The organism is Blautia sp. AM28-27 (assembly GCF_003480905.1).
In the GTDB taxonomy this organism is placed as follows: Bacteria; Bacillota; Clostridia; order Lachnospirales; family Lachnospiraceae; genus Fusicatenibacter; species Fusicatenibacter saccharivorans.
In genome coordinates this window covers 285,219-308,929 of sequence record NZ_QUJK01000002.1, presented here as the reverse complement: position 1 = coordinate 308,929, position 23,711 = coordinate 285,219, and the positions used below count along the sequence as shown (strand labels likewise).

Here is a 23,711-nt window from a genome sequence, read left to right as displayed (position 1 = left end):
ATCGCCTGTTTTTTATCTATTTTTTCCCTCTTGACGAATCTTACATCCGTTCCGGTGCCGAGAATCCCAGCAGGTCGATGCAGGTCTCAAGTACCTCGCGGACAAGATCCAGCAGTGCCAGGTAAGATGCTTTTCTTGCCTCATCCTGCTCACTTAAGATCTTGGTCTCGTGGTAGAAATGGTTGAACTCGTTTGCAAGCTCGTAGATATAAGCACAGATCTTATGCGGTGCTTTCTCCTCGAATGCGTTCTCCACAACGCCGTTGAAACGGGATACGGAAAGCATCAGAGCTTTCTCGCTGTCGCTCTTCGGTGCCAGAAGTGCGCCTTTCTTCAGTTCATTTCCCTCTTCTTTATATTTTCCGAGGATGGATTTTGTACGAACGATCGTGTACAGGATGTACGGACCGGTGTTTCCCTCGAAGGAAGTAAATCTCTCAACATCGAATACATAATCTTTCGATGCCTGGTTGGACAGGTCACCGTATTTAATAGCAGACAGTCCGACAATCTGTGCCGTTCCTCTTGCATCCGTATCTTTTACGCTGCGGTTCTCCACGATCTTCTGATACATCTCATCGTTGATCTCGCCGATCAGACGCTCCAGACGCATAACGCCGCCCTCACGGGTCTTGAACGGTTTTCCGTCTTTTCCGTTCATGGTACCAAAGCCGATAAAGGAAAGAACGGTATCATCATTCACCAGTTTTGCTTTTCTTGCACAGCGGAAACACTGTACGAAGTGAAGCTCCTGACGTTTGTCTGCCAGATAGCAGATCTCGTCCGGCTTGTACAGTTTCATACGCTGGATGATGGTTGCCAGGTCTGTCGTATCATACAGAGCTGCCCCATCGGATTTTAAGATCATGCACGGCGGGATCTCTTTTGTGTCTGTCTCTTCTTTGACATCAACAACGAGTGCGCCCTGGTCATAATGTGCATAACCATTGTCTTTCAGGTAATCTACCATGTCTGGAATGTACTCCTGTGCATCGGACTCACCCATCCACAGATCGAAATGAACGTCGAGGTTTCCATAGTTCTTTTTCAGATCGGCAACAGAAACGTTCATAATGTGTTTCCAGATCGCACGATATCCTCTTCTGCCCTGCTGCAGCTCTCTCGTTGCCTCGAGTGCACGTTTCTTATAGTCCTCGTCCTCTTTCGATTTGCCGCTTGCGCAAGGATAAATCTCCTCGAGCTCGCTGATCGTAAACGGTGCTTCCTCCGGGTACTCTCCCGTAAAGGACTCATCAAAATAAACAAGCTCCGGATGGCGCTCCTGCAGCTCGGTGATGATCAGTCCCATCTGCAGACCCCAGTCTCCAAGATGAACGTCACCGATCATGTTGTGGCCCATGAAGCGTCCCATACGCTTAATGCTTTCCCCGATGATCGCGGAACGGAGATGGCCGACGTGAAGCGGTTTTGCCACGTTTGCTCCGCCGTAATCTACGATGATGGTTTTCGGATTTTTTGCTTTCTCTACAGAAAGATCTTCGTCGTTCTGCATTTTGGAAAGATAATCTGCCAGAAATTCCGGGTTGATTTTCAGGTTGATGAATCCCGGTTTTACGGCTTCAATTTCACCGATCACGCTGTGATCGGTCACTTTTTCTACAACTGCTTCAGCCAGCTGGATCGGTGCTTTGTGGTATGCTTTTGCAGCTGCCATTGCGCCGTTGCACTGGTATTCGCACAGATCCGGGCGGTTGGAAACGGAAACCCTTGCATAGGACGGGTCCATCTCCGCAGCGGTAAAGGCTTTTACCAGCTCTTCCTGGATAAGATCGATCAGTTTTTTCATAATGTTTCCCTCATTTTCTTCTTTACTGCAGAATCATCTGTTCTGCGTTTTGTTTCCGCGCGCTGCGCCGGGCTTCTTCCTCTTCTTTGATGCCGCTTTTCTGATAACAGTACTGGATGATATCTCTTCTTCGGATGATGCCGATGAAGATTCCCTCGTCATCCACAACTGGAACGAAATTCTGCCGCATGGACATCTCGATCAGGTCCTCGATGTTGCTGTTGATGTTGACGGACTCATAATTCCACCGTTTTGGAACCTGCCAGAGCGGGATATCCTCTGCTTCATGGTAATTCAGCAGATACCGTTCTTTTATGATGCGGAGCAGATCTCCTTCCGTCAGTGTTCCCACGTAGCAGCCCTTTTTGTTCAGTACCGGAACCGCCGTGTATTTATGATATTCGATCTTCTCGATGGCCTGCCGAAGTGAGCAGTCGTCATACAGATAAGCCGTTTCACTTTTCGGTGTGATAAAAAACAAAATATTCATTCGCGTATACTCCTTTTCGTTGGTCATACTCTTGTTTGATTATACCATAAACGAATGTGAAATGTCTTTGAATCTTTCTTATATTTTCATAAACATACCGAATCCGAAACTCGAATGCCTCTTTGCTGCGCCGCAAATTGCGCTTATTTTCCAGTATAACCGACTTTCCGCAAAAAGTAAAGATCTTAAGTTTCATCCGCACACGCCGCACAAAAAATCCGCACGGATCCAGCACCTACGCTGTACCCGCACGGATTTTTCAACTCTTTTTTGTTCTATTCTCTTCGCAGCGCATCGATCGGATTCAGGTTCGCTGCTTTTACCGACGGCAGCAGTCCGAATACGATACCGATCACCATGGAGAAGACCACGGAGAAAATGATCGCCGGAATACTGATCGCCACAGGCGTCTGCGATACCCTCGAAATCACCTGTGCCATGATAATGCCGCCCAGCACGCCGAGCAGTCCGCCGATGCTGGTGAGCACCGCCGCCTCGGTCAGGAACTGGAACAGAATTCTGCGTTTTCTTGCTCCGATCGCCTTTTTCAGGCCGATCTCGCTTGTACGTTCCGTTACAGATACCAGCATAATATTCATAACACCGATACCGCCGACCAGAAGCGAAATGCTCGCGATCCAGATCAGCTGCTGGTTCGTGCTCTGGCCTAACTCCTGCAGACTCTTTGCTTTCTCCAGCAGATCCTCTGCCTGATAGGAAAGAGAATCAGTTGTATTGGTCACGGATTCGTTCATGATATCCGCTGTTGTCTTTCCCACCGTGCTCATATCCTCGGTCGTTTTTGCCATCACAACGGCATTTTCCGGTTCATCATACTGGAATACGATCGGCCAGCAGACATCCGGCATCAGCACCAGCGGATAGGATTCCTGATTGTACGTATAGTAGTCATCTCTGGAATTGATGACCGGCTGGAACGAATCGGCTTTTTTGATCACGCCGATCACCGTGAACGGCTCTCCCATGATCTCGATCGTTTTGCCGACCGGCGACTCATCCGGGAAGAGTGTCAGCACTGCGGTATCGTCGAGGAGGACAACTTTGTGGGTCTTCGAGAAATCGCTCTCCACAAAGCCGCGTCCCTGATAAATCTGATATCCGCACGTCGACAGATAATTTTCATCCACTCCAAGCGCCTTCGCACTGTCCAGTGTTGTGTTTCCTTTTGCGATGCCGCTCACATACGTTCTTTCGGTGTAAAACGATGCATTTTCCACCTGATCCTGCTCGCGGATCCGCTTTTTCTGATCACCGGACAGTTTCGACACGCCGCTTGGCAGTCCGTTGTCCATCCAGTAATCACCGTCGCCCTGCTTTAAGCTGACGGTCACGTTGTTGTTTCCAGCTCCGATCAGGTTCTGTTTGATCTGCTCATTCGTTCCCTTGATCGTGGAGACAATTGAGATGATCGACGCAATTCCGATGATAATACCCAGCATCGTCAGGAAGGAACGCATTTTGTGTGACCAGATTCCCTGAAAGGAAAGTCTTACATTTTCTAACATAATGCGCCTCCTTAACTGTTGTAATAATCCGATGAACTGGATTCCTTCGTGTCTGCGCCTTCCACCACGGTTTTGCCGTACGGAAATGCAATGTAATCCTCTTCGGAAAGACCGCTCTTCACTTCGTAATAACTGCCCCACAGAAGTTTTCCGGTTACCACATTCTGTTTCTTTAATTTATCATTTTCATCCCGGATATAAACGAATTTCTGTCCGTTTTCCTCGCGGATGAATTCTTTGCTGACGTACAGGCCGTTGCCGTTTTCTACATCGTTTCCGACAGTGATTGCAATCTCGATCCAGTCACCGTTTTCAAAACCTTCTCCGCCTTCCGGGATAACGGCTGTGAACGGATAGAAGGAGGCTGGTGTCTCGCTGTACGACATGTAGCTTGTTGTCGGGTACGGAGAAATCTCGGTTACGGTTGCCGCTGCAAAAGCACCCGAAGACCAAGAAGTCACGTTGAGTTCATCGCCGACTTTTACCTGATCGAGATACGTCTCGCTTAAGTAGCCGCGCACGTACAGACCTTCGTTTCCACTGACCTGGATAAAGGCGCTTCCGTCGTTGGACGGGTTTTCTGCATTTCCAACCTTCTTTACCACACCACTGATCGTCGCTTTTACGGTCTGGGAATCCAGGGATTTCTGCGTATTTTTGACTTTGAGTTCCTCTTCCTTCTGATCCAGCTTCAGATTACGGATCTGGCTTTCTTTTTCGCTGATGGCTTTTTTCAATTCATCTTTTGTGTAGGTCATCTGGGTATCATCACCGGAAGAAGTATTGTTATTTGCGCTGCTTCCTGTGGATGATGTAAAGAGGGACTGTACCGATGCTTTTTCACCGTAGAATACGGTTTTTGCTGTCGTCTGCACTGCTTCCGGCGCATCTTCGCTCTGCGGTTCCGCTTCCGGTTCTGCCGGGGCTTCGGTCGGCGTCGGCGTTTCCGTCGGAACTGGGGTCTCGCTCGGCACCGGAGTTTCTGTTGGAACCGGCTCTGTGGTCGGAATCGGTGTTGTACTTGGTTCCGGGCTGACGGTCGGCTCTGGAGTTACACTCGGTCCCGGCGTAACGCTCGGGGTCGGAGTTACACTTGGTGTCGGGGTAATCGTTCCTTCTTTTACCGCCACATTTGCAGTGCTGACTGCCATGGAAGTACCCTTGTCATTTTTCGCTGTCACTTCTACTGTATAGATTCCGGCATCCTCTTTTGTGATGTTTTCTTTTGTGTAAGTATCCTTAAAATCTCCGTCGATTGTCTTTCCGTTGTGTTTCCAGACGTATGTGTAAGTGACATCCGTTTCGGTGTTTTCCGTGGAATCGTCTGCCTCACCGCTTCCATTTCCGGCTTCACCCGGCTGTGTCACATCGTCCTCGGACGGACTCTCGGTTCTATCATCCGTTTTATCGTCGGCTTTCTCATCCGGCTTCTCTTCGGTATCTTTCTTCTCATTGATTCCGATTTTCAGCTTCAGCTCGCCGCCCTCTGCCACCTCTGTGTTGGCAAGCGGCGTGGTGATTTTTATTTCCGGTGCATCCGCCGATTCGGATTCTTTCAGACTCAGGACTGCTTCATACGAAGTCTCGTATGCTTTCGCAATCTTCGTTCCATCCTGCTCCCACACGGTTTCCAGCGCCTCTGCGGCTTTGTTTTCCTCATGAATCTCCAGGCGAAACCAGTATCCTTCGCTGTCCTCTTCTTTTTTCGTTCCCTTTTCATCCGCGTATCCTGCCATCTGATTCAGGAATCCGCCTGTTAGGACTGTTCCCGGTGCGCAGAGATAGGTGTATGGGTCTTCCTGCGTTCCTTCTCCTTTGTATGGTTTGGAACCAAATACAAGCTTATTCGTACTGCTGTACAGAACAGCATCCTCGTACGTCGGCTCCGGTTCTGGGGTCGGAATCGGTTCGTCCGGGAAATCCGGATCGATGGGTTCATCTGGAAAATCCGGGAAATCCGGGAAATCCGGCTCCACCGGATTCAGCGGCGTATCCGATACCGGTTTTGTCTTTTTCAGCTTTTCCAGTTCTTTTTCACTCTGCTGGATTTTCAGCTTTGTCTGTGCAAGCTGTAACTGCTGCGTTTCCAGATCCAGCTTGATCATGCTGGTATCGTATGTCATCAGCGTGTCTCCGGCATTTACCACATCGCCCTCTTTGACGAGAACCTGGGAAATGGTCTGGCTGTCGGAAAGATAGATGTTCTGGGAAGCCGTCGAGGTGATCTGGCCTTCCATGTTCATGCTGTCTCCCCAGTAACCACTCGTAAAGTCACTGACCGGATACACTTTTACGGTCGTCTTCTGCGCCTGGCGGATGCCGTAATAACCGCCGACACTGACACCGCCCACGGCAACTGCGGTCACAACTGCAATCGCGGCTTTCTTTGCTGCTTTTCCTTTTTTCATGTTTCAGCCACCTCCTTCGATTTCATCATTCCGTCGCGGATCTCCACGGTGCGCTGTGCCATCGATGCGATCTCCGCGTCATGTGTAATCATCAAGATGCTGACGCCCTCGTCGTTCAGGCTCTGGAACAGCTCCATGACCTGCTCGCCGGAATGGGAGTCGAGTGCTCCGGTCGGCTCATCAGCCAGCAGAATTTTCGGATGGTTGACAATCGCTCTTGCAATCGCCACACGCTGTTTCTGTCCGCCGGAGAGCTGGGTCGGTTTGAAACTCATACGGTCGCCGAGCCCCACCCGCTCGAGGGCAATCGCTGCCCGCTCTCTTCTCTCTTTTTTCGGCACGCCCGCGTACGTCAACGGGAGGCATACATTTTCCATTGCGCTCTGTCTTGCAAGGAGTTGGAAGTTCTGGAAGACAAAGCCGATTTTCTGCAGGCGGATGTCCGACATCTGATTGTCACTGCATTTGCTGATGTCCTGTCCGTCGAGGATCAGCCGTCCGCTCGTCGCCTGGTCGAGACAGCCGACAATATTCATCAGTGTTGTTTTTCCGGAACCGGAAGGACCCATGATCGCAACGTACTCGCCTTCTTCCATGGAGAAGTTGATGTTTTTCAGAACCGGAACCGGGATTTTGCCCTGCATATATTCTTTACAGATATTCTCTAATTCCAGAATCACGGCTGCACCTCCCCGTCATCTGCTGATCCGGCTTCCTGTGTGTCTGCCGGTTCTGCCTTACCATTGTCGGCGCCGCCGATCACGTTCGTTGTATCTTCCTCACCGCTGTACTCTGCGCCGTCCATGGTATTGTCAACCATGCCGTTTTCATCCTGCGTCATACCGTCGTCGACCATTCCATCGTCGTTGTCAAGCATACCGTCATCCACCATTCCGTCATCCTCGCCGCCGGCCGGATTGCTCTGTCCCAGTGATCCGTCGGTGCTGACTACGGTCTTCATCCCTTCTTCCAGACCGTCCTCCGGGAAGGTGATTGCATCATCTTCTGCAAGGCCGTCGGTGATCTGATATTCCATCATATTTTCATCGTGTGTTCCAAGGGTTACGCTTCGTTTTTCCAGTTTGCCTTTTCCATTATCGGCCCAGACGTAAGGATTGCTGTCGACATCGTTGATAAAGGAGTCAGACAGCCAGATTCCTGTTTTGACTTCCTGCTGGCCGACATCCGGCTCTACGTAAACGTGCTGGCCGAGCATCAGGCCATTTGTTCCATTGAGCTGTACATAAAACGGATAGTTGCTTGACTGCGTCATACCGTCTCCCGAACTGCTGTAAACGTTATTGCTTCCTGTCCGTGCATTTTCCCGATCAATCTTTGTCACAGTTCCAGTCCAGGTCTGATTCTCATCTACACGAGAATGCACGATCACCTGGCTTCCTTCGGTAATCGAACCGTCGCTCATATTCTGTTCATTGATCTGGCCTTTTACACGGAAATCTCCCGTTGCAAGAACGGTCAGGAAGGAATTGTCGGAGTTGTCACCGGAGTAAGCGCCGGCGCTGCTGTCATCGTTGTTGATTGATTTTACAACACCGGCGATTTCGCTGATCACGGTCGCATTGGTGATGTTATCGTTTAATTTATCAATCTCCGCCTGTTTTGATTTTCCTTCATATTCTTTTTTCTTTAAATCCAGCTCCGCTTCCTGAATTTCCAGTGTGATGCTTGCCTGCTGGTCTTTTGATGCCTGCTTTTTATCTTTGTAAAGCTGGTCGATATTGGTATTCATACTTGAAAGTTCATTGTTTATGCGTTCCAGATCCAGCTGCGCCTGCTCGAGGTCACTCTGGAATTTCTCGGTATCGTAGGAGAACAGCGGTGTTCCGACCTGAACCTCCTGACCGACTTCCACATAAACTTCCTTTACCTTTTTCTCGCTGTTTTTCTCTACCTTCCAGGTATTTTCCGACTCCACAACACCGGCATAGCGGTTTTCCATTCCATTTCCAGTTCCCAGATTGGTCAGGGCTTTTACAGTATTGACATAGACGACGTTATCGTCCTCTTTTGTACTGTTTCCAAGGAAATGCCATGTCACTCCCCCTCCGGCTGCCGCCAGCACTGCGACTGCACACACAATCGCGATTACTTTTTTCTTCATACGCTTCCTCCCACTTTTCTATTTTTGCAAAGAATTTTTCAGTTTTTCCAAGTTAGCTCTATCGTATCACATTTTGTTTTTTGTTTTCTTACTTTTTCCTTACTCTTTTTTAAGCAAATACTGGCTTTTTTCTGAAAATAGATTTTTGTTTTTGTCATTAAAAACCTGCCTCCGTGTTTATGACGGAAAGCAGGTTTTCTTTCGAATCTGTTAGATTTTATTTTTTATGCTACAAGTTTCATCTCCCGCAGAATGCGGTATACGAGATAACAGATCAGCGCTGCACAGACCAGTTTGAACAGAAGCGGAACGACGGCGAACACGATTTTAAATCCAAGCCAGATCACGCCGATCGGGAGAAGAATAGTGGCGCATGCGCCGAGGACTTTTCCTCCAAATTTCAGCAGCAGTCCGACGATCCCAAATAAAATTCCAATTCCGCAGAGCAGACCAAAACAGGTTGCCAGCATGACTAATGTAACTAACATCGTGATTCCTCCTTGTCTTTTTCTCTATGTGTTCCACTTGCTATGGATGTTTCCGTATCTTTCTTACAAACCATATTGTAGCACTTTTTTCCAGCAAAACAACGGGGAAGACGTGGAAGAATTTCTTAAGTTTTTCTTTACACTGATCGAGTGAAACCTAAAAAAGGACAGACAACGCTGCACTTCTGCAAAATTGTCTGTCCTGTAAATTACAAAATTTTCTTTACTCTTCTGTTGTCTCTTCCTCAGCCTGCGGCTCAACCTCAAGACCAAGCTCTTCCAGCTGTGCTGCGTCAACCGGTGACGGAGCCTCGGTCATCAGACAGGAAGCATCTTTTACTTTCGGGAATGCGATGACGTCGCGGATGCTGTCCTCTTTTGCCATCAGCATAACGAGACGGTCCAGTCCGTAAGCCAGTCCGGCGTGAGGCGGAACTCCGTATTTGAATGCATCCAGAAGGAATCCGAAACGCTCATGTGCCTGTGCTTTTGTGAAGCCAAGCATCTCAAACATCTTCTCCTGCACATCGTTCTGGTGGATACGAACACTTCCTCCGCCGATCTCGGTACCGTTCAGGACGATATCGTAAGCTTTCGCACGAACTGCGCCCGGATCGGTGTCCAGAAGCGGCAGATCCTCGTCCATCGGCATGGTGAACGGGTGATGCATTGCGGTGAAACGGTTCTCCTCATCGGACCACTCCAGAAGCGGGAACTCGGTAATCCATACGAAACGGTACTCGTTCTTGTCGAGCAGTCCCATCTGCTCTGCCAGTTCCAGACGAAGTGCGCCAAGAACGTTCCAAACAATCTTGTTGCGGTCTGCTGCGAAGAGAAGAAGGTCTCCAGCCTGTCCGTCCATGGCTTTGATGAGGGCTTCCATCTGCTCCTCTGTCATAAATTTGGAGAAGGAAGATTTCCAGCTTCCATCCTCATGGATTGCAATGTATGCAAGACCTTTTGCACCGTAACCTTTCGCAAACTCAACGAGCTTGTCGATTTTCTTTCTCGGCATTGCGCCCTGTCCCTTTGCGTTAATACCGCGGACAGAACCGCCGTTTTCAAGTGCGCCCTTAAATACAACGAACTCGGTATCTTTTACGGTCTCGGAAACATCAACCAGCTCCATACCGAAACGCAGGTCCGGTTTGTCGGAACCGAAACGGTTCATAGCCTCTTTCCAGGTCATTCTCTGGATCGGGAGCTGTACCTCAACGCCGAGCACCTCTTTAAACAGGTGTGCCAGCAGTCTCTCATTGACATCGATAACATCATCTACATCAACGAAAGCAAGCTCCATATCGATCTGGGTGAACTCCGGCTGACGGTCGGCACGCAGGTCCTCGTCACGGAAACATTTTACGATCTGGATATAACGGTCATAGCCGGAGCACATCAGAAGCTGTTTGAACAGCTGCGGAGACTGCGGCAGTGCGTAGAAGCTGCCTGGATGAACACGGCTCGGTACCAGGTAATCTCTGGCGCCTTCCGGTGTGGATTTCGTCAGCATCGGGGTTTCGATCTCAAGGAAGCCTTCTTTGGACATGAACTCACGGGTGAGCATTGCCACTTTGCTTCTCATGATCAGGTTTCTCTGGATGTCCGGGCGGCGCAGATCCAGGTAACGGTATTTCAGACGGAGCTCTTCTCTCGTCTTGGAATCCTCCTCGATCGGGAACGGCGGGGTTTCTGCCTCGGAAAGAATGCGTAAGGACTCAGCCTTTACTTCGAGCTCTCCTGTTGCCAGATTTTCATTGACAGCACCGGAGCGGGCCATAACTTCACCTTCTACGGCGATGACGAACTCGCTGCGCAGTTTTGCTGCTTTCTCAAAACCTTCCTCACTGATCGGGCCGTTCTCAAAGATAATCTGCATAATACCGCTTCTGTCACGCAGATCGACGAAAATAATTCCGCCTTTATTACGGCTCTTCTGTACCCAGCCCATCAGGGTTACTTTTTTTCCGATATCTGCTTTTGTGACTTCCGCACAGCGGCAGGTTCTCTTCAGGCCTTTCATGGATTCAGCCATTTTCTTGTTCCTCCTATTTGGAACTGCGGACACAAAGAATCTGCATCCGCAGCACATCGTTTTTTCATGCGATTACTATTATTGGATATTCCTTACATTTTGTCAACAAAAAATTCTTCGATCTCAGTGTAGCCCTCGCTGGCAAGCTGCTCTTTCTGGAATTTCTTGTTCTTCTTCATCACGGCAATGTTGATGGCCGTGCCTTCACTTCTCTCTTTTGTCGCCTGCTGAATGATCTTCTGCATTCCCTCTGCCGGCATGTTTTTCTCGATCAGGTACGCTTTTTTCTTCTGTGCGCCCGGGATCTGGTAATCTCTCTCAAGCAGAAGCATAACGATACGCTCAAATCCGATGGAGAATCCGCATGCGCAGGTCTGGTTTCCGGTGAATTTTCCGATCATTTCATCGTAGCGTCCGCCGCCTCCGACAGATCCGCCGTACTCATCCATAGCGATCTCGAAGATCGGTCCGGTGTAGTAGGACATTCCGCGCACCAGAGTCGGATCGAAAGCGATCTTGAATTCTGCGGTCTTCACGGCATTGACACTGTCGATGATGGTCTTCAGGCCGTCTGCGTACTCTTTGTCAAGGAATCCCTCGAGTTTCTCACGGCAGTACTCTACGCCTGCGGTATCCGGGGTGATCTCCTCGAACATTTTCAGGTATTTCTCTACGGACTCTTTTGCAAAGCCGGCTTCCTCGAGCTCTTTGGCAACGCCCTCAAAACCGATTTTATCCATCTTATCGAGGATAATAAATACGGTGTCATAGGACTCCTCCGGGAATCCGCTGTAGGCTGCCATTGCTTTTAAGATACGGCGGTCATTGATACGGATCGTAAAGTTCTTGAAGTCCAGTTTTCCAAGCAGTGTGGTGGTAGCAAGGATCAGCTCAATCTCTGCGAGGTTGGTCGGCTCGCCGAGGATATCGATATCGCACTGCATGAACTGGCGGTATCTTCCTCTCTGCGGACGGTCTGCACGCCATACATTTCCCATCTGAAGTGCTTTGAACGGGGACGGAAGCTCGTTTGCGTTGTTGGAATAGTAACGGCAGAGCGGAACGGTCAGGTCATAACGCAGGCCGCTGTCTACGAGATCGTTTTCTTTCTCAGCGGTCTCGAGTTTCAGCTTCTCTCCTCTTTTTAAGATCTTGAAAATCAGTTTCTCATTCTCGCCGCCCTGTTTGCTGTTCAGGTTTTCGATGTGCTCCACGCATGGGGTCTCCATGGAGGTAAAGCCGAAGGTTCCGTAAGTTTCCTTGATCAGACGGATCACGTAGTCACGGATTGCCATTTCTTTCGGTAAAATATCTTTCATTCCGGTAACCGGTTTCTTCTTTAATGCCATTTTCTGTTTTCTCCTTTATGATTTCCTGGATCAATTCATCAACATCAGAAAGCTCGATTGCTTTCCGGCTGCCGCTGTGGATCACTCTCTGAAATGCCAGGAACATTTTCAGATCGAAATTTTTGACTTCTTCTGTCATAAGCTCCATCGCCTGTTCCCGCGGAAACGCACTCCGGTACGGGCGGTCGGAGGTCAGCGCGCAGTACACATCACAGATGCGTAAGATACGCGCCCCAAACGGAATCTTTTCTCCCGCCAGATTGGCCGGATACCCGGTTCCGTCATAATTTTCATGGTGATACAGAATACTCTCCAGCACAAAATCGGAGTAGCCGCGTCCCTGCAGGAGTTCATAGCCCAGTGTGGAATGGGTCCGCACAAAGCGCATCTCCTCGACGACGAGCGTATCCTGTTCTTCTACGTAATTCTCCAGTACAATCTTTCCGATATCGTGGAGAACGCCCGCTTTTGCAAGCTCATAGCAGATTTCTTTCTCATACCCCAGTTCCCGCGCAAGATCGTAAGCTAAATTGCTCACTTCCATGCCATGGATGAGCTGCTCGGTCAGGGTATAGCGCAGCATGTGAAGCTGCTGACTGGAATTTTCTTTCATTTTGGCAGATACTTCTCCATTCCGATACGCTTTCTCTCGATCATTTCATCGATACGCTCCACGTAGTTTTTCAGATCCTTCACGTTCTCCACCCGCTCAATGCGCTCTCCGTGTTCAAACACGAATTTCGTGGACGCTCCGGCTCCCGCGGCCAGAATGGACTGTTTTTCCTCCATAATGAGGATGTTGTAGATGCCTGCTTTTCCTTCGCGGGAGTAGCCGACATTCTCAAAGTTACCCGCCATATTTTTCTGGCGGTACATGTAATACGGTCCCATCTCCATGCGGTGTGCGCTGTCCATCGTCATTTTCATGATCTCGGCAGAGTTTTCAAACGAGATCTCCTGATATTTGTCTTTGAACAGGTTGAGTCTCGTTGCACGCTTTAACGCAAGGGAATGGACGGTCAGGGAATCCGGATTCAGCGCTTCCACTTTTTCCAACGTATGCGCCACTTTTTCCTTGTCCTCACCCGGCAGACCGACGATCAGATCCATGTTGATGTTGTCAAATCCAAGGGAACGCGCCATGCGGAACTTCTCCTCGATCTCCTCCACGGTATGGTGGCGTCCGATCAGATCCAGCGTTTCCTGGTTCATGGTCTGTGGATTGATCGAAATACGGGTGACCGGGAATTTGCGGATGGCTTTTAAGACCTCCTCATTGATCGTATCCGGCCGTCCTGCCTCCACGGTGAACTCCTGCACCTGCTCCATCGGGAAGAGCTCTGTCACTTTCGTGAGCAGGCGCTCCATCTGTGCCGCATTCAGTGTGGTCGGCGTACCGCCTCCGATGTAGATCGTATCAAGGGTGTAATCCTTCATGTTCTCACTGATAAAGATCAGTTCTTTGATCAGTGCATCGAGATACGGATCTACCATATGCTCCCAGCGGCTTAACACATGGGAGCCGAAGGAACAGTACAGGCAGATGCTCGGACAGAACGGGATGCCGATGTACAGGCTGTAACCGTGTTCGTAGTCGATCGTCTTTAAAATGTCCTTTTCCCGGTTGGCAATCGTGATCGCAAGTGCCGTCTTTTCCGGGCTGGTGTAGTAAGTTTCGCGCATGTATTTCGCAATCTCTACATTTTTTTTACCCTCTTCAAGCATCTTCATCGGAATTTTCGTCGGACGGATGCCGGTGAGATCGCCCCATGGAAGTTCTTTGCCGCTCACTTCGGAAAGCGTGCGGTATACCATCCGTTTCAGGACATTTTTCGTTTCATGGCGGTCTTTTTCATATTCCACCGCCTCACACTGCGAAGCGAGCGTCTCATGTTTCTCGTCTGCAATCGAAAAACAGATCTGATCCGCCTCGTATGTGATCGTATCATAATATGCAAATTCCCCGTCCGGCGCCCCATCCTCTTCGTACCATGAGGTAATCTCACAGCCCGGATAGAATGCCTTGATCAGGGAATACACATCGTATTCAAAATCTTTTCTATTAAAACAAAGGCTGATATTAAGCAAGGGGATTGTACCTCTTTTCATGTTCAATCGTAGTTTCATCGTTGTGGCCCGGATACACGGTCACATCCCCGGGAAGCTCTTTTAACAGGCGCTTGACCGACGCGATCAGCTCTCTGCCGGAGGATGTCGGGAAGTCGTATCTTCCGTAGGACTCGCAGAACAGCGTATCACCGGAAAAAAGTGCTTTCTCTGCCGGAATATAGTAGCAGACACCGCCTGCCGTGTGCCCCGGTGTCGCAAGAACGTGGATTTCAAAATCTGCGAGATGAAGCACATCGCCCTCTTTTACGGTTTTGTCCGCCTGCATTGTGTACGGTTTGCTCCAGAGCCCGGAAAGATTTTCCTTTGGATCCCCCAGCAGGTGCTGCTCTTTTTCATGGACATAGACCGGGATATGGTATTTTTTCCGCAGCGCATCCGCTGCCAGCATATGGTCGAAATGGCCATGGGTCAGCAGAATGGCCTCCGGGTCGCCGTCGATCTCATCGATCTGGCGTTCAATCTCCAGCGGCGAATCGCCCGGGTCCACGATCAGCACCTTCTGGCTGTCCGGATTTTCCACAACGTAGCAGTTTGTCGAGAGCATTCCAAGTGCCCGGTAATTTACCTTTATCATACGCTTTTCTCCTTTTTATCCTCTCGATCTCTGAATATCGATCACGCTCTCCACCTGGCGCACCTTCTCGATGATGCTGTTCAGCTCTTCGTTGTTGTGCACGTCGAACGTCACATCGATGGAAGCCGTTCCCTGCTTGCTCGTTCTCACGTTCATCGCCGCAAGGTCGATCTTCCGCTCGGTAAAGATCTTGGAGATATCCACCAGAAGACCGGTACGGTTGTTTGCGTAAACGCTGATCTCCACGGTATAGAGAGAGCCGCCGTTGTCCTCTGCCTGCCATTCAGCATCAATGAGGCGCGCCCGCTCAGATTCCGGCAGATTCAGGACATTGACACAGTCGGTGCGGTGAATGGTCACGCCGCGTCCTCTTGTGACAAAGCCCACGATCTCATCGCCCGGGATCGGATTGCAGCATTTGGAGAAGCGAACTGCCACATCGTGGATACCGCGCACGACGATGCCGCCCTTGCTCTTTCCAACCGGCAGAACTTTCTCTCCGGATGCCGCCTCGAGCACCTGCTCGTCGGTGATCTCTTTTTTATGCTGCTTTTCGTACGTCTCAATCAGCTTGTTGAGGACCTGGCCCTCTTTTAAGCCGCCGTGGCCGATGGCCGCAAGAACGGAATCCCAGTCGCGGAAGCCGTACTTTCTCATGACAGCCTCTTCGTACATCGGTTTCGTATAGATTCCAAGATTTTTGCCCTTCAGCTTTGCATAGTTGGTGAGCATTTCCTTGCCTTTGACGATGTTGTCCGTCTTGTTCTGCTGGCGGAACCACTGGTTGATGCGGCTCTTTGCCTGGGAACTCTTCGCAATTTTCAGCCAGTCGCGGCTCGGTCCCTTGGAGTTCTGCGAGGTGATGATCTCGACGCGGTCTCCGTTGTGAAGTTCCGTCTCGATCGGCACGAGTTTTCCGTTGACCCTCGCTCCGACCATCTTGTTGCCGACCGCACTATGGACGGAGTAAGCAAAGTCGATGGCACAGGAGCCGACCGGAAGCGTTTTGACATCGCCCGCCGGGCTGAAACAGTAAACATTGTCAGCAAACAGGTCGAGATCGCTCTTTAAGAGGTTCATGAACTCATGGTTGTCCGCCATGTCCTGCTGCCACTCCAGAATCTGGCGCAGCCAGGTCAGTTTTTCCTCTTCCTGCTCCGGTCCCGGTTTCTTGCCGTCGGAGGCCTCTTTGTATTTCCAGTGTGCAGCGATACCGTATTCTGCAATCCGGTGCATCTCATAAGTACGGATCTGAATCTCAAACGGCTGTCCGTTCGGTCCGATCAGGGTTGTATGCAGGGACTGGTAACGGTTTGGCTTCGGCATCGCAATGTAATCTTTGAAACGGCCCGGGATCGGCGTGTACATTTCATGGATGACACCGAGCGCTGCATAGCAGTCTTTGACGGATTCCACGATGATGCGGACCGCAAAGAGGTCATAGATCTGATCCAGCGTCTTGTGCTGGTTGACCATCTTTTTGTAGATGCTGAAAAAGTGCTTGATTCGTCCGTTGACATCTGCCTCAATGCCGGCCTGGTGGATATGACGGGTCACCTCTTTTACGATCGCATCGACAAACTCCTGCCGCTGCTCCCGCTTCATGCTGACCTTCTGCACCAGTTCATAGTACGCATCCGGCTCCAGATATTTCAGAGAAAGGTCATCGAGTTCGACCTTGATCTTGGAAATACCGAGGCGCTGTGCGATCGGGGCATAAATATCCATCGTCTCACGCGCTTTTTTCTTCTGCGTCTCCGGCGACCAGTACTGTGCAGTCCGCATGTTGTGCAGACGGTCCGCCAGTTTTACCAGAATAACACGGATATCCTTTGCCATCGCAAGGAACATCTTTCTCAGGTTTTCTGCCTGCTCCTCGACCTTATCCGCAGAATATTTCAGCTGTGCCAGCTTCGTGACACCGCTTACAATCAGGGACACCTCCGGGCCGAACTCCTCGGTCAGCTCTTCTTCGGTCATGACGGTATCTTCGACAACGTCGTGCAGAAGGCCTGCCGCGATCGACTCCTTGTCGAGCTCCAGATCTGCCAGGATAATTGCCACACAGAGCGGATGGATGATGTACGGTTCCCCGCTCTTTCTTTTCTGGTCCTTATGTGCATCCGCTGCCACGCGGTATGCTTTTTCGATCAGGGAAATATCGTCCGATGGATGATATTTTTTCACAGAAGCGATCAATTCCCCGTATAATTCCTCCGGACTTGTAAAATCGTCCGTCTTGCGGATTCTGGCTTCTGCCGCCGCCACATCCTTCTTTAATTCTTCTTCACTGATTCTTTTCTCTTCTTCCATATGTATCCTCCGCTCTCATGATTAACCCCTGCGTTTCGTTGGATACGTTATTTGCCATCGTAACGGATGACAGATTTTACATCATATTTTGCCAGTTTTTCGCGTCCTTTTAAGCCGGCAAGCTCCATCAGGAACACGATTCTGGTTACTTCGCCGCCGAGGCGCTCGATCATTTTTGCACAAGCCTCCACGGTACCGCCGGTTGCAATCAGGTCGTCGATGATGACTACCTTCTGGCCCGGTTTGATGGAGTCTTTGTGCATCTCGATCGTTGCGCTGCCGTACTCCAGGTCATAGCTCTCCTCGACGGTCTCCAGAGGAAGTTTTCCTTTTTTACGGATCGGCACGAACGGTTTGTGCAGATTGTAAGCAATCGGCATACCGAAAATGAAGCCGCGGGACTCGGTTCCGCAGATTACATCACAGTCTACTTCTTCTACAAAATGCTGCATCTCATCTATGGCAAGCTGCAGTCCGTCTGCGTCCTGCAGGATACTCGTTACATCTCTGAAAATAATACCCGGTTCCGGGAAATCCGGAATACTTCTTACGTAATCCTCTACTTTTTTCATAAAATATTCCTCCGTTTCGTCAAGGTTTGACAATTCACCTTACAGTATAGCATCAATATTCTTCTGCGTCAATTTTGTTTCCGATAGAAAACAGGGCAGAAAAATCAGGTATTTGCGGCTTTTCTGCATCTTTAAAAATAACTCTGGATATTGATCTGTAATTTGTCGCGTCCGTTCCACGTATCGATCGACGGATAGTACGCTACCGAGAGGGTTGGATGTGCATCCACGTATGCGGCGAACGCTTCTCCCTCACCGAAATAGACACCATCCATCTGGTATCCGCCCGCATCGGCAAGCTGTACTTTCACCACGTTTCTATTCTTTCCAAAAATGCGGTAATTTAATACAGTCAGTCCTTTCTGTGCGAACAGCGGTTTCGTGTTGCCTTTTCCGAACGGCTCCAAGAGACTTAACTGGCGGATCAGATTTTTGGTGATGTAGGTGATCGGCATCGGCACATCGATCACAACTTTTTCGACGAAATCCTCTTCCGTCAGCATGGAATTATCGTTCAGTGCCCGGCGGAACGGTTCGATCATCTCCTCTCCTGCGAGGGAAAGGCCCGCAGCCATCGGGTGGCCGCCGAATTTCGTCATCAGTTCTTTGCATTTGCAGAGCTCCTCATACATCGAATACGCTTCGATCGAGCGGCCGGAGCCCTTGACGCCCTCCTCACTTCTGGTGAGTACGAAGGATGGTTTGTGGAAGTGCTCCCGCAGGCGACCTGCGATGATTCCGGCAAGGCTCTCGTGGCAGTCCGGCAGATAGACGACGAGGACTTTGTCGTTCTGCAGCGGGGAGGTTTCCACGAGCTCGATTGCTTTCGCCTCACCCTGGCGCGTCAGCTCTTTGCGGCTTTCATTCAGGTCTTTCAAGTCCCCGGCAAGCTTTGCGGCCTCCTCACGTGTCTTTGCGCAGAGCAGTTTTAACGAATGCTCCGCCGTGTCAAGCCGTCCCGATGCGTTGATGCACGGGCCGAGAACGAAGCCGATGTGATACGGTGTCACGTTTTCCGCCTCGATGCCCTGCACACGGATCAGCTCCTGCAGGCCGAGGTTCTGCGTTTTATGGAGCGCCCGAAGGCCGGCTTTTACAAAAATCCGGTTTTCTCCCTGCAGATCCATCACATCACCGATCGTCGCAATGGCGACAAATTCCAGAAAGCGGAAGCTGTGCTCCTTTGGAATACCTGCTTTTGCCTCCATCGTCTGGATCAGTTTCCATGCGACGGCCGCACCGCAGAGGCCCGGAAACGGATAGGAACAGTCTTTCTGTTTCGGATTGACAACCGCGTCCGCTGGCGGCAGGATGTAGCGGCGTTCTCCGTTTTCATCCTCCTCAAACGGAACCTCGTGGTGGTCCGTCACAACAACCGTCATGCCAAGTTCTTTTGCCAGACGGATCTGACTGCCCGCCGCGATGCCGTTGTCACAGGTGACGATCGTGTCCCGCCCCTCATCCGCGGCAAACTGCACAAGATGCTCATTTAAGCCGTATCCGTCTGCAATCCGGTCCGGGATACGCACATCCGCATCGGCACCGAGATCTTTTAATCCGGTCAGCAGAATATACGTTGCCGTAACACCGTCGATGTCGTAGTCCCCGATGATGCGGATCGGCTTTTTCTCCCGAATTTTTTCAGCGATCAGATCTGCCGCGCGCTCCATATCCTTCATCAGCAGCGGATCGTGGAGCTGCTCCAGATCACCGAAGAGATACTCTTCGATCTCTTTCTCCCCGGTCACATCCCGGTTCCGGATCAGGCGGGCGATGACGGGATCGATGCCGAACCGGTCCGCAATTGCCTGGAAATCGGCGCGTTTTGCCGAAACTACCCAGCGTTCTTTCTTCATATGTTCTCCTCTTTCCTGTTAGCAGGAAACGCCGGACTTTTCCGGTCCGGCGTTTCTCTTTTTATGGTTTTTGCTGCTTTTATTTATTTTTTGTCTTATTCTGTACTGCTTTGGACGGCACATATTTGTTTTTTCCAACGTGCTTCATCACATACCACAGGGCACCTGTGATGCAGACAGAAGTGTAAGCTCCGCATACGATACCAACCATCAGAGGTGCTGCAAAGTCGCGGATGGAAGAAACTCCCATCACGAACAGAACAAAGATGGTGATAAAGGTGGTGAGGGAACTGTAAATGCTTCGGGTCAGGGTGTCCGTGATGCAGCGGTCAACCAGGGACTCGATCGGCTCTCTCTTTAACTCCGGCAGATTCTCACGGATACGGTCGAAGATGACGATCGTACTGTTGATGGAATAGCCGAGGATCGTCAGCATACACGCGATAAAGGTGCTGCCGACCGAAATACGGGATACCACATAGAATCCGAATACAATGGCGATATCGTGCATCAGTGCAAGGATGGCACTCGATGCGAAACGGATGTCGCGGAAACGGATCCAGATGTACAGCAGCATGCAGACTACAGCGATGATAACTGCTTTCATCGCATTCTGGCTCATTTCTTTACTTACAGTAGAAGAAATGTTGTCGAAAGTGATTTCAGAAGTATCGACACCGAAATTGTCTGCCATTGCCTGGTAAACCTGCTCACGCTCTTCCAGAGTCAGAGAACGTGTTTTGATGATGACATTGTTGCCTCCGACAACCTTTGTCATCTGAATATTGGAATCTTTTGTCACGCCTTCCACAACCGGCTCTACCTCTTTGTCCAGCTCTTCGATGGAGTAATCCTCGTTGAACGGAACGTTGATGGAAGTACCGCCCTTGAAGTCAAGGCCGAAGTTCAGTGCGCTTCCCTTTGTCTGATGCATGAAAATCATGCTGGCCGGAACGGCAAGCAGCAGAATGCAGGAGATCGTGAAGAAGATCTTTCTCTTTTCCACAAATGGAAATCCCTTGCGCTCTTTCTTGGTTCCGTAGTATTTCGCATCCTTCAGTCCCATACCGTACAGGCTGTTGACCAGCAGTCTGGAAACAACCATGGCGCTGAACATGGAAAGAACAATACCAAGAGCAAGTGTCATGGCGAATCCGCGGACACTTCCGCTCGCAAGCGCATACAGAACAGCTGCTGCAATCAGGGTCGTCACGTTTCCGTCCAGGATGGCAGAAGCTGCCTTCTTGAATCCGTCGCGGATTGCCGCATGAACCGTCTTTCCGGCACCGATCTCCTCCTCGATACGGGCATAAATGATAACGTTCGCATCGACCGCCATACCGATCGACAGGATAACACCTGCGATACCAGGCAGGGTCAATGTCAGGTCAAATGCATTTAAAGCAATCAGATTCAGCTCAACATAGATGAGCAGTGCACATCCGGCAGCAATACCAGGCAGGCGATATACGATTGCAAGGAAAAGGATAATCAGTACAATGCCGATCGCTCCCGCTTTTACGCTGGTGGAAACAGCTGCAGATCCAAGCTGTGCTCCAACGACGCTGGAGTTGATCTCCTCAAGTTTCAGGGAAAGGGAACCGATACGGAGGGTGGATGCCAGGCTGGTTGCTTCATCCCAGTCCATGTTTCCGCCGGAGATGACTGCAGTACCATCGGAAATCACAGCGTTTACACTCGGTACACTGACGAATTTTTCATCATAGTAGATACCGATGCTCTTTCCTGCGCTGTAGGCTTCCTGGGTTGCGTCTGCAAATTTCTGTTTTCCTTCGTCGGTCATTTTCAGCTGAACGACGCTCTCGGTTGCTTTTGTGGTGGAGTTCTGCTGATGCATGGCTTCTGCGCTCTCCACATCTTTACCGGTCAGAACGACGGAGCCGTCCTCATCGAGCTCTTCGATAGTTTTTCCGTTCAGAACGTACTCGCCGGTCGAGCTGTCGTAGGTGTAGTTTTCTGTTCCGTCATCGTTGGTCTGTTTGATGAAATACAGGCTTCCCGGTTTACCCATCTCTTCCAGAATGGTGGTTGCATCGGTTGCACCCGGGATTTCAATGGTGATACGGTTGTCGCCCTGCAGATATACCTGTGCCTCTTCGCTGTACTGCTGCGCACGCTGTTCCAGCTTGTAGCGGGTATCTGACATTTCTTCGTCTGTCGGGTTGTCCTTTACGGCCTGATAGGTAATGCTGACACCGCCGGACAGATCCAGACCCAGGTTGATGTTCTTCATCGAACCGGTTCCGGTAGGACCCCATCCTTTGATCATCGTCCATCCAAGAAGCACTGTTACAATGGCTGCCAGGACGAGTGCGATGATACTCTGTTTCTTCTTCATCATGTCGCGATTTTCCTCTTTTCTTTAATCTTCGGCCAGAGCTGCCTTTATCATCAATGCACACTCGATCCGTTTCTGCTGCATCTTGCATCCGATCTCGTAAACATCGTTGATCTTACCTGTGAAATTGTAGGAGTTTGCCGCGCATCCGCCGCTGCAGTAGAACCGTGCAAAGCACTGGCTGCACTCCTTCTTGGAATAAACGTTGCATTTTTTGAATTCGTTGACAGTTTCTGTCTTTTTCACGCCTTCGTAAACATTTCCGAGGCAGAAATCTTCCTGTCCTACGAACTGGTGGCACGGATAGAAATCGCCCCACGGTGTTACCGCAAGGTACTCGGTTCCGGAACCGCAGCCGGAAAGACGTTTATAAACACATGGTCCGCCGGTCAGATCGATCATAAAGTGGAAGAAATTGAAGCCTCTTCCCTCTTTTTCTCTCTTGATCATCTCTCTTGCCAGAATGTCGTACTGTTCGAAGATCACCGGAAGGTCTTCCTCACGGATCGCATAGTCCTCGGTCGGAGGCGCTACAACAGGCTCAACCGAGATCTGCTTGAAGCCGAGGTCTGCCAGATGGAGAACATCAGCTGCAAAGTCTGTGTTGTAATGCGTGAAGGTTCCGCGCACATAGTATTTATCCTGATGACGAAGCTCAGCGAATTTTTGGAATTTCGGCACGATCAGATCGTAGCTTCCGGCACCTTTGCGGAACGGACGCATGTGATCGTGAACTTCTTTTCTTCCGTCGATACTTAATACGACGTTGCCCATCTCTTTATTGCAGAACTCCATGACCTCGTCGTTTAAGAGAACACCGTTGGTGGTCAGGGTGAAACGGAAGTTCTTGTTATGTAACTTCTCCTGTTCTCTTCCGTAGGCTACGAGCTGTTTTACAACATCCCAGTTCATCAGCGGTTCACCGCCGAAGAAATCTACCTCGAGGTTTCTTCTGCTGCCGGAGTTTGCGATCAGGAAATCAAGCGCTTTTTTGCCGACTTCCAGGGACATCAGTGCACGTCTTCCGTGATACTCGCCCTCTTCTGCGAAGCAGTAACGACAGGCAAGGTTGCAGTCGTGTGCAATGTGGAGGCAGAGTGCTTTTACGACGGTCGGACGGTTGGAAAACTGATCAATTGCGTTTTCGTAAATGTCTTTTGTAAAGAGCATGCCGTTATCTGTAAGTTCCTGAATTTCTTCTCTGGCTTCGGTGATGTCCTGCTCGGCATATTTACTGCTAAGCGCCTCTGCTGCCTCTTCTGCATTTTTTCCTTCGTTCATGCAGGAAAGGACATCGTATACGCAGTCATCCACAACATGGACGGAGCCGCTGTTGACGTCCAGCACCATGTTGAAGCCATTGCTTTTATATAAATGTATCACTGTGGTATTCCTTTCTATAACTCTCTCTTTTTTTGATGTGCCTGGCAAAAAGAATGTTCCCAAATCCGGCGAAACCGGTTCTGGGAACACCTTTTACTCGTCCTTATGGATTACTTTTACTTATGCTCGCAGCTCTGGTTGCCTACGGTGCAAGAAGTCTTACATGCGGACTGGCAGGATGTCTGGCACTCACCGCATCCACCTTTTTTTACAGTGTTCTGTAAGCTTTTTGTATTTAAAGTTTTGATGTGTTTCATGGCACATTCCTCCTTCATTGTAGTTGACGCGCGACTTTTTTATAG

At 50.1% G+C, this 23,711-nt stretch carries 18 protein-coding genes; all 18 read right to left on the bottom strand.

The window, feature by feature from the left end; all coding sequences use genetic code 11:
- Nucleotides 1–40: 40 nt before the first annotated feature.
- The 18 genes from argS to scfA all read right to left on the bottom strand — a co-directional run bounded on the left by argS (nucleotide 41) and on the right by scfA (nucleotide 23,666).
- On the bottom strand, nucleotides 41–1,807 hold the full coding sequence (argS, locus tag DW743_RS05615) for an arginine--tRNA ligase (RefSeq protein WP_022461148.1): 1,767 nt from the start codon (nucleotides 1,805–1,807) through the stop codon (nucleotides 41–43).
- A 22-nt stretch (nucleotides 1,808–1,829) separates the two neighbouring features.
- Nucleotides 1,830–2,297 carry a CBS domain-containing protein gene (locus tag DW743_RS05610; RefSeq protein WP_022461147.1) on the bottom strand — a complete coding sequence of 156 codons (468 nt, stop codon included), beginning with the start codon at nucleotides 2,295–2,297 and terminating at the stop codon, nucleotides 1,830–1,832.
- Between the two features lie 275 nt (nucleotides 2,298–2,572).
- A complete protein-coding gene (locus tag DW743_RS05605) occupies nucleotides 2,573–3,823 on the bottom strand; it encodes an ABC transporter permease (RefSeq protein ID WP_117760814.1) in 1,251 nt (416 codons plus the stop codon).
- A gap of 11 nt (nucleotides 3,824–3,834) precedes the next feature.
- Nucleotides 3,835–6,231, bottom strand: a complete 2,397-nt coding sequence (locus DW743_RS05600) for an efflux RND transporter periplasmic adaptor subunit (protein ID WP_117760812.1) — start codon at nucleotides 6,229–6,231, stop codon at nucleotides 3,835–3,837.
- Nucleotides 6,228–6,911: an ABC transporter ATP-binding protein gene (locus DW743_RS05595; RefSeq protein WP_022461144.1), complete on the bottom strand. Its 684-nt coding sequence runs from the start codon at nucleotides 6,909–6,911 to the stop codon at nucleotides 6,228–6,230. Before DW743_RS05595 ends, DW743_RS05600 begins: the two co-directional genes overlap by 4 nt.
- Nucleotides 6,908–8,353, bottom strand: a complete 1,446-nt coding sequence (locus DW743_RS05590; RefSeq protein ID WP_117760810.1) for an efflux RND transporter periplasmic adaptor subunit — start codon at nucleotides 8,351–8,353, stop codon at nucleotides 6,908–6,910. Before DW743_RS05590 ends, DW743_RS05595 begins: the two co-directional genes overlap by 4 nt.
- A 224-nt stretch (nucleotides 8,354–8,577) precedes the next feature.
- Nucleotides 8,578–8,841 (bottom strand): hypothetical protein, encoded by a 264-nt coding sequence (locus DW743_RS05585; protein WP_022461142.1) that lies wholly within the window; start codon nucleotides 8,839–8,841, stop codon nucleotides 8,578–8,580.
- A gap of 223 nt (nucleotides 8,842–9,064) precedes the next feature.
- The gene (gene aspS / locus DW743_RS05580; RefSeq protein WP_055219456.1) at nucleotides 9,065–10,873 is read right to left on the bottom strand and encodes an aspartate--tRNA ligase; all 1,809 of its coding nucleotides are present in this window, start codon (nucleotides 10,871–10,873) and stop codon (nucleotides 9,065–9,067) included.
- Nucleotides 10,874–10,965: 92 nt separating this feature from the next.
- Nucleotides 10,966–12,222, bottom strand: a complete 1,257-nt coding sequence (gene hisS, locus DW743_RS05575) for a histidine--tRNA ligase (RefSeq protein ID WP_055227609.1) — start codon at nucleotides 12,220–12,222, stop codon at nucleotides 10,966–10,968.
- Nucleotides 12,155–12,835: an HD-GYP domain-containing protein gene (locus DW743_RS05570; protein WP_117760808.1), complete on the bottom strand. Its 681-nt coding sequence runs from the start codon at nucleotides 12,833–12,835 to the stop codon at nucleotides 12,155–12,157. Before DW743_RS05570 ends, hisS begins: the two co-directional genes overlap by 68 nt.
- On the bottom strand, nucleotides 12,832–14,331 hold the full coding sequence (hemZ, locus tag DW743_RS05565) for a coproporphyrinogen dehydrogenase HemZ (protein WP_055265317.1): 1,500 nt from the start codon (nucleotides 14,329–14,331) through the stop codon (nucleotides 12,832–12,834). Before hemZ ends, DW743_RS05570 begins: the two co-directional genes overlap by 4 nt.
- On the bottom strand, nucleotides 14,303–14,926 hold the full coding sequence (locus DW743_RS05560; protein ID WP_022461137.1) for an MBL fold metallo-hydrolase: 624 nt from the start codon (nucleotides 14,924–14,926) through the stop codon (nucleotides 14,303–14,305). Before DW743_RS05560 ends, hemZ begins: the two co-directional genes overlap by 29 nt.
- Nucleotides 14,927–14,941: 15 nt before the next feature.
- Complete coding sequence (locus tag DW743_RS05555) at nucleotides 14,942–17,239, bottom strand: RelA/SpoT family protein (protein WP_055265315.1); 2,298 nt, start codon at nucleotides 17,237–17,239, stop codon at nucleotides 14,942–14,944.
- A 47-nt stretch (nucleotides 17,240–17,286) separates the two neighbouring features.
- On the bottom strand, nucleotides 17,287–17,811 hold the full coding sequence (locus DW743_RS05550; RefSeq protein WP_022461135.1) for an adenine phosphoribosyltransferase: 525 nt from the start codon (nucleotides 17,809–17,811) through the stop codon (nucleotides 17,287–17,289).
- Nucleotides 17,812–17,942: 131 nt separating this feature from the next.
- Nucleotides 17,943–19,667 carry a single-stranded-DNA-specific exonuclease RecJ gene (recJ, locus tag DW743_RS05545; RefSeq protein WP_117760806.1) on the bottom strand — a complete coding sequence of 575 codons (1,725 nt, stop codon included), beginning with the start codon at nucleotides 19,665–19,667 and terminating at the stop codon, nucleotides 17,943–17,945.
- A 79-nt stretch (nucleotides 19,668–19,746) separates the two neighbouring features.
- Entirely contained in the window at nucleotides 19,747–22,026 is a 2,280-nt protein-coding gene (secD, locus tag DW743_RS05540) for a protein translocase subunit SecD (RefSeq protein WP_117760926.1), read from the bottom strand.
- 24 nt (nucleotides 22,027–22,050) lie between these two features.
- Nucleotides 22,051–23,409, bottom strand: coding sequence for a thioether cross-link-forming SCIFF peptide maturase (gene scfB, locus DW743_RS05535; RefSeq protein WP_117509255.1), 1,359 nt, complete (start codon nucleotides 23,407–23,409; stop codon nucleotides 22,051–22,053).
- 116 nt (nucleotides 23,410–23,525) lie between these two features.
- Nucleotides 23,526–23,666, bottom strand: a complete 141-nt coding sequence (gene scfA / locus DW743_RS05530; RefSeq protein ID WP_022461131.1) for a six-cysteine ranthipeptide SCIFF — start codon at nucleotides 23,664–23,666, stop codon at nucleotides 23,526–23,528.
- Between the last annotated feature and the right edge of the window lie 45 nt (nucleotides 23,667–23,711).

Coding starts and splice junctions, on each gene's coding strand:
- argS (WP_022461148.1), bottom strand. CDS start 1,807: ATGAAAAAACTGATCGATCTTATCCAGGAAGAGCTGGTAAAAGCCTTT.
- DW743_RS05610 (WP_022461147.1), bottom strand. CDS start 2,297: ATGAATATTTTGTTTTTTATCACACCGAAAAGTGAAACGGCTTATCTG.
- DW743_RS05605 (WP_117760814.1), bottom strand. CDS start 3,823: ATGTTAGAAAATGTAAGACTTTCCTTTCAGGGAATCTGGTCACACAAA.
- DW743_RS05600 (WP_117760812.1), bottom strand. CDS start 6,231: ATGAAAAAAGGAAAAGCAGCAAAGAAAGCCGCGATTGCAGTTGTGACC.
- DW743_RS05590 (WP_117760810.1), bottom strand. CDS start 8,353: ATGAAGAAAAAAGTAATCGCGATTGTGTGTGCAGTCGCAGTGCTGGCG.
- DW743_RS05585 (WP_022461142.1), bottom strand. CDS start 8,841: ATGTTAGTTACATTAGTCATGCTGGCAACCTGTTTTGGTCTGCTCTGC.
- aspS (WP_055219456.1), bottom strand. CDS start 10,873: ATGGCTGAATCCATGAAAGGCCTGAAGAGAACCTGCCGCTGTGCGGAA.
- hisS (WP_055227609.1), bottom strand. CDS start 12,222: ATGGCATTAAAGAAGAAACCGGTTACCGGAATGAAAGATATTTTACCG.
- DW743_RS05570 (WP_117760808.1), bottom strand. CDS start 12,835: ATGAAAGAAAATTCCAGTCAGCAGCTTCACATGCTGCGCTATACCCTG.
- hemZ (WP_055265317.1), bottom strand. CDS start 14,331: ATGAAAAGAGGTACAATCCCCTTGCTTAATATCAGCCTTTGTTTTAAT.
- DW743_RS05560 (WP_022461137.1), bottom strand. CDS start 14,926: ATGATAAAGGTAAATTACCGGGCACTTGGAATGCTCTCGACAAACTGC.
- DW743_RS05555 (WP_055265315.1), bottom strand. CDS start 17,239: ATGGAAGAAGAGAAAAGAATCAGTGAAGAAGAATTAAAGAAGGATGTG.
- DW743_RS05550 (WP_022461135.1), bottom strand. CDS start 17,811: ATGAAAAAAGTAGAGGATTACGTAAGAAGTATTCCGGATTTCCCGGAA.
- recJ (WP_117760806.1), bottom strand. CDS start 19,667: ATGAAGAAAGAACGCTGGGTAGTTTCGGCAAAACGCGCCGATTTCCAG.
- secD (WP_117760926.1), bottom strand. CDS start 22,026: ATGAAGAAGAAACAGAGTATCATCGCACTCGTCCTGGCAGCCATTGTA.
- scfA (WP_022461131.1), bottom strand. CDS start 23,666: ATGAAACACATCAAAACTTTAAATACAAAAAGCTTACAGAACACTGTA.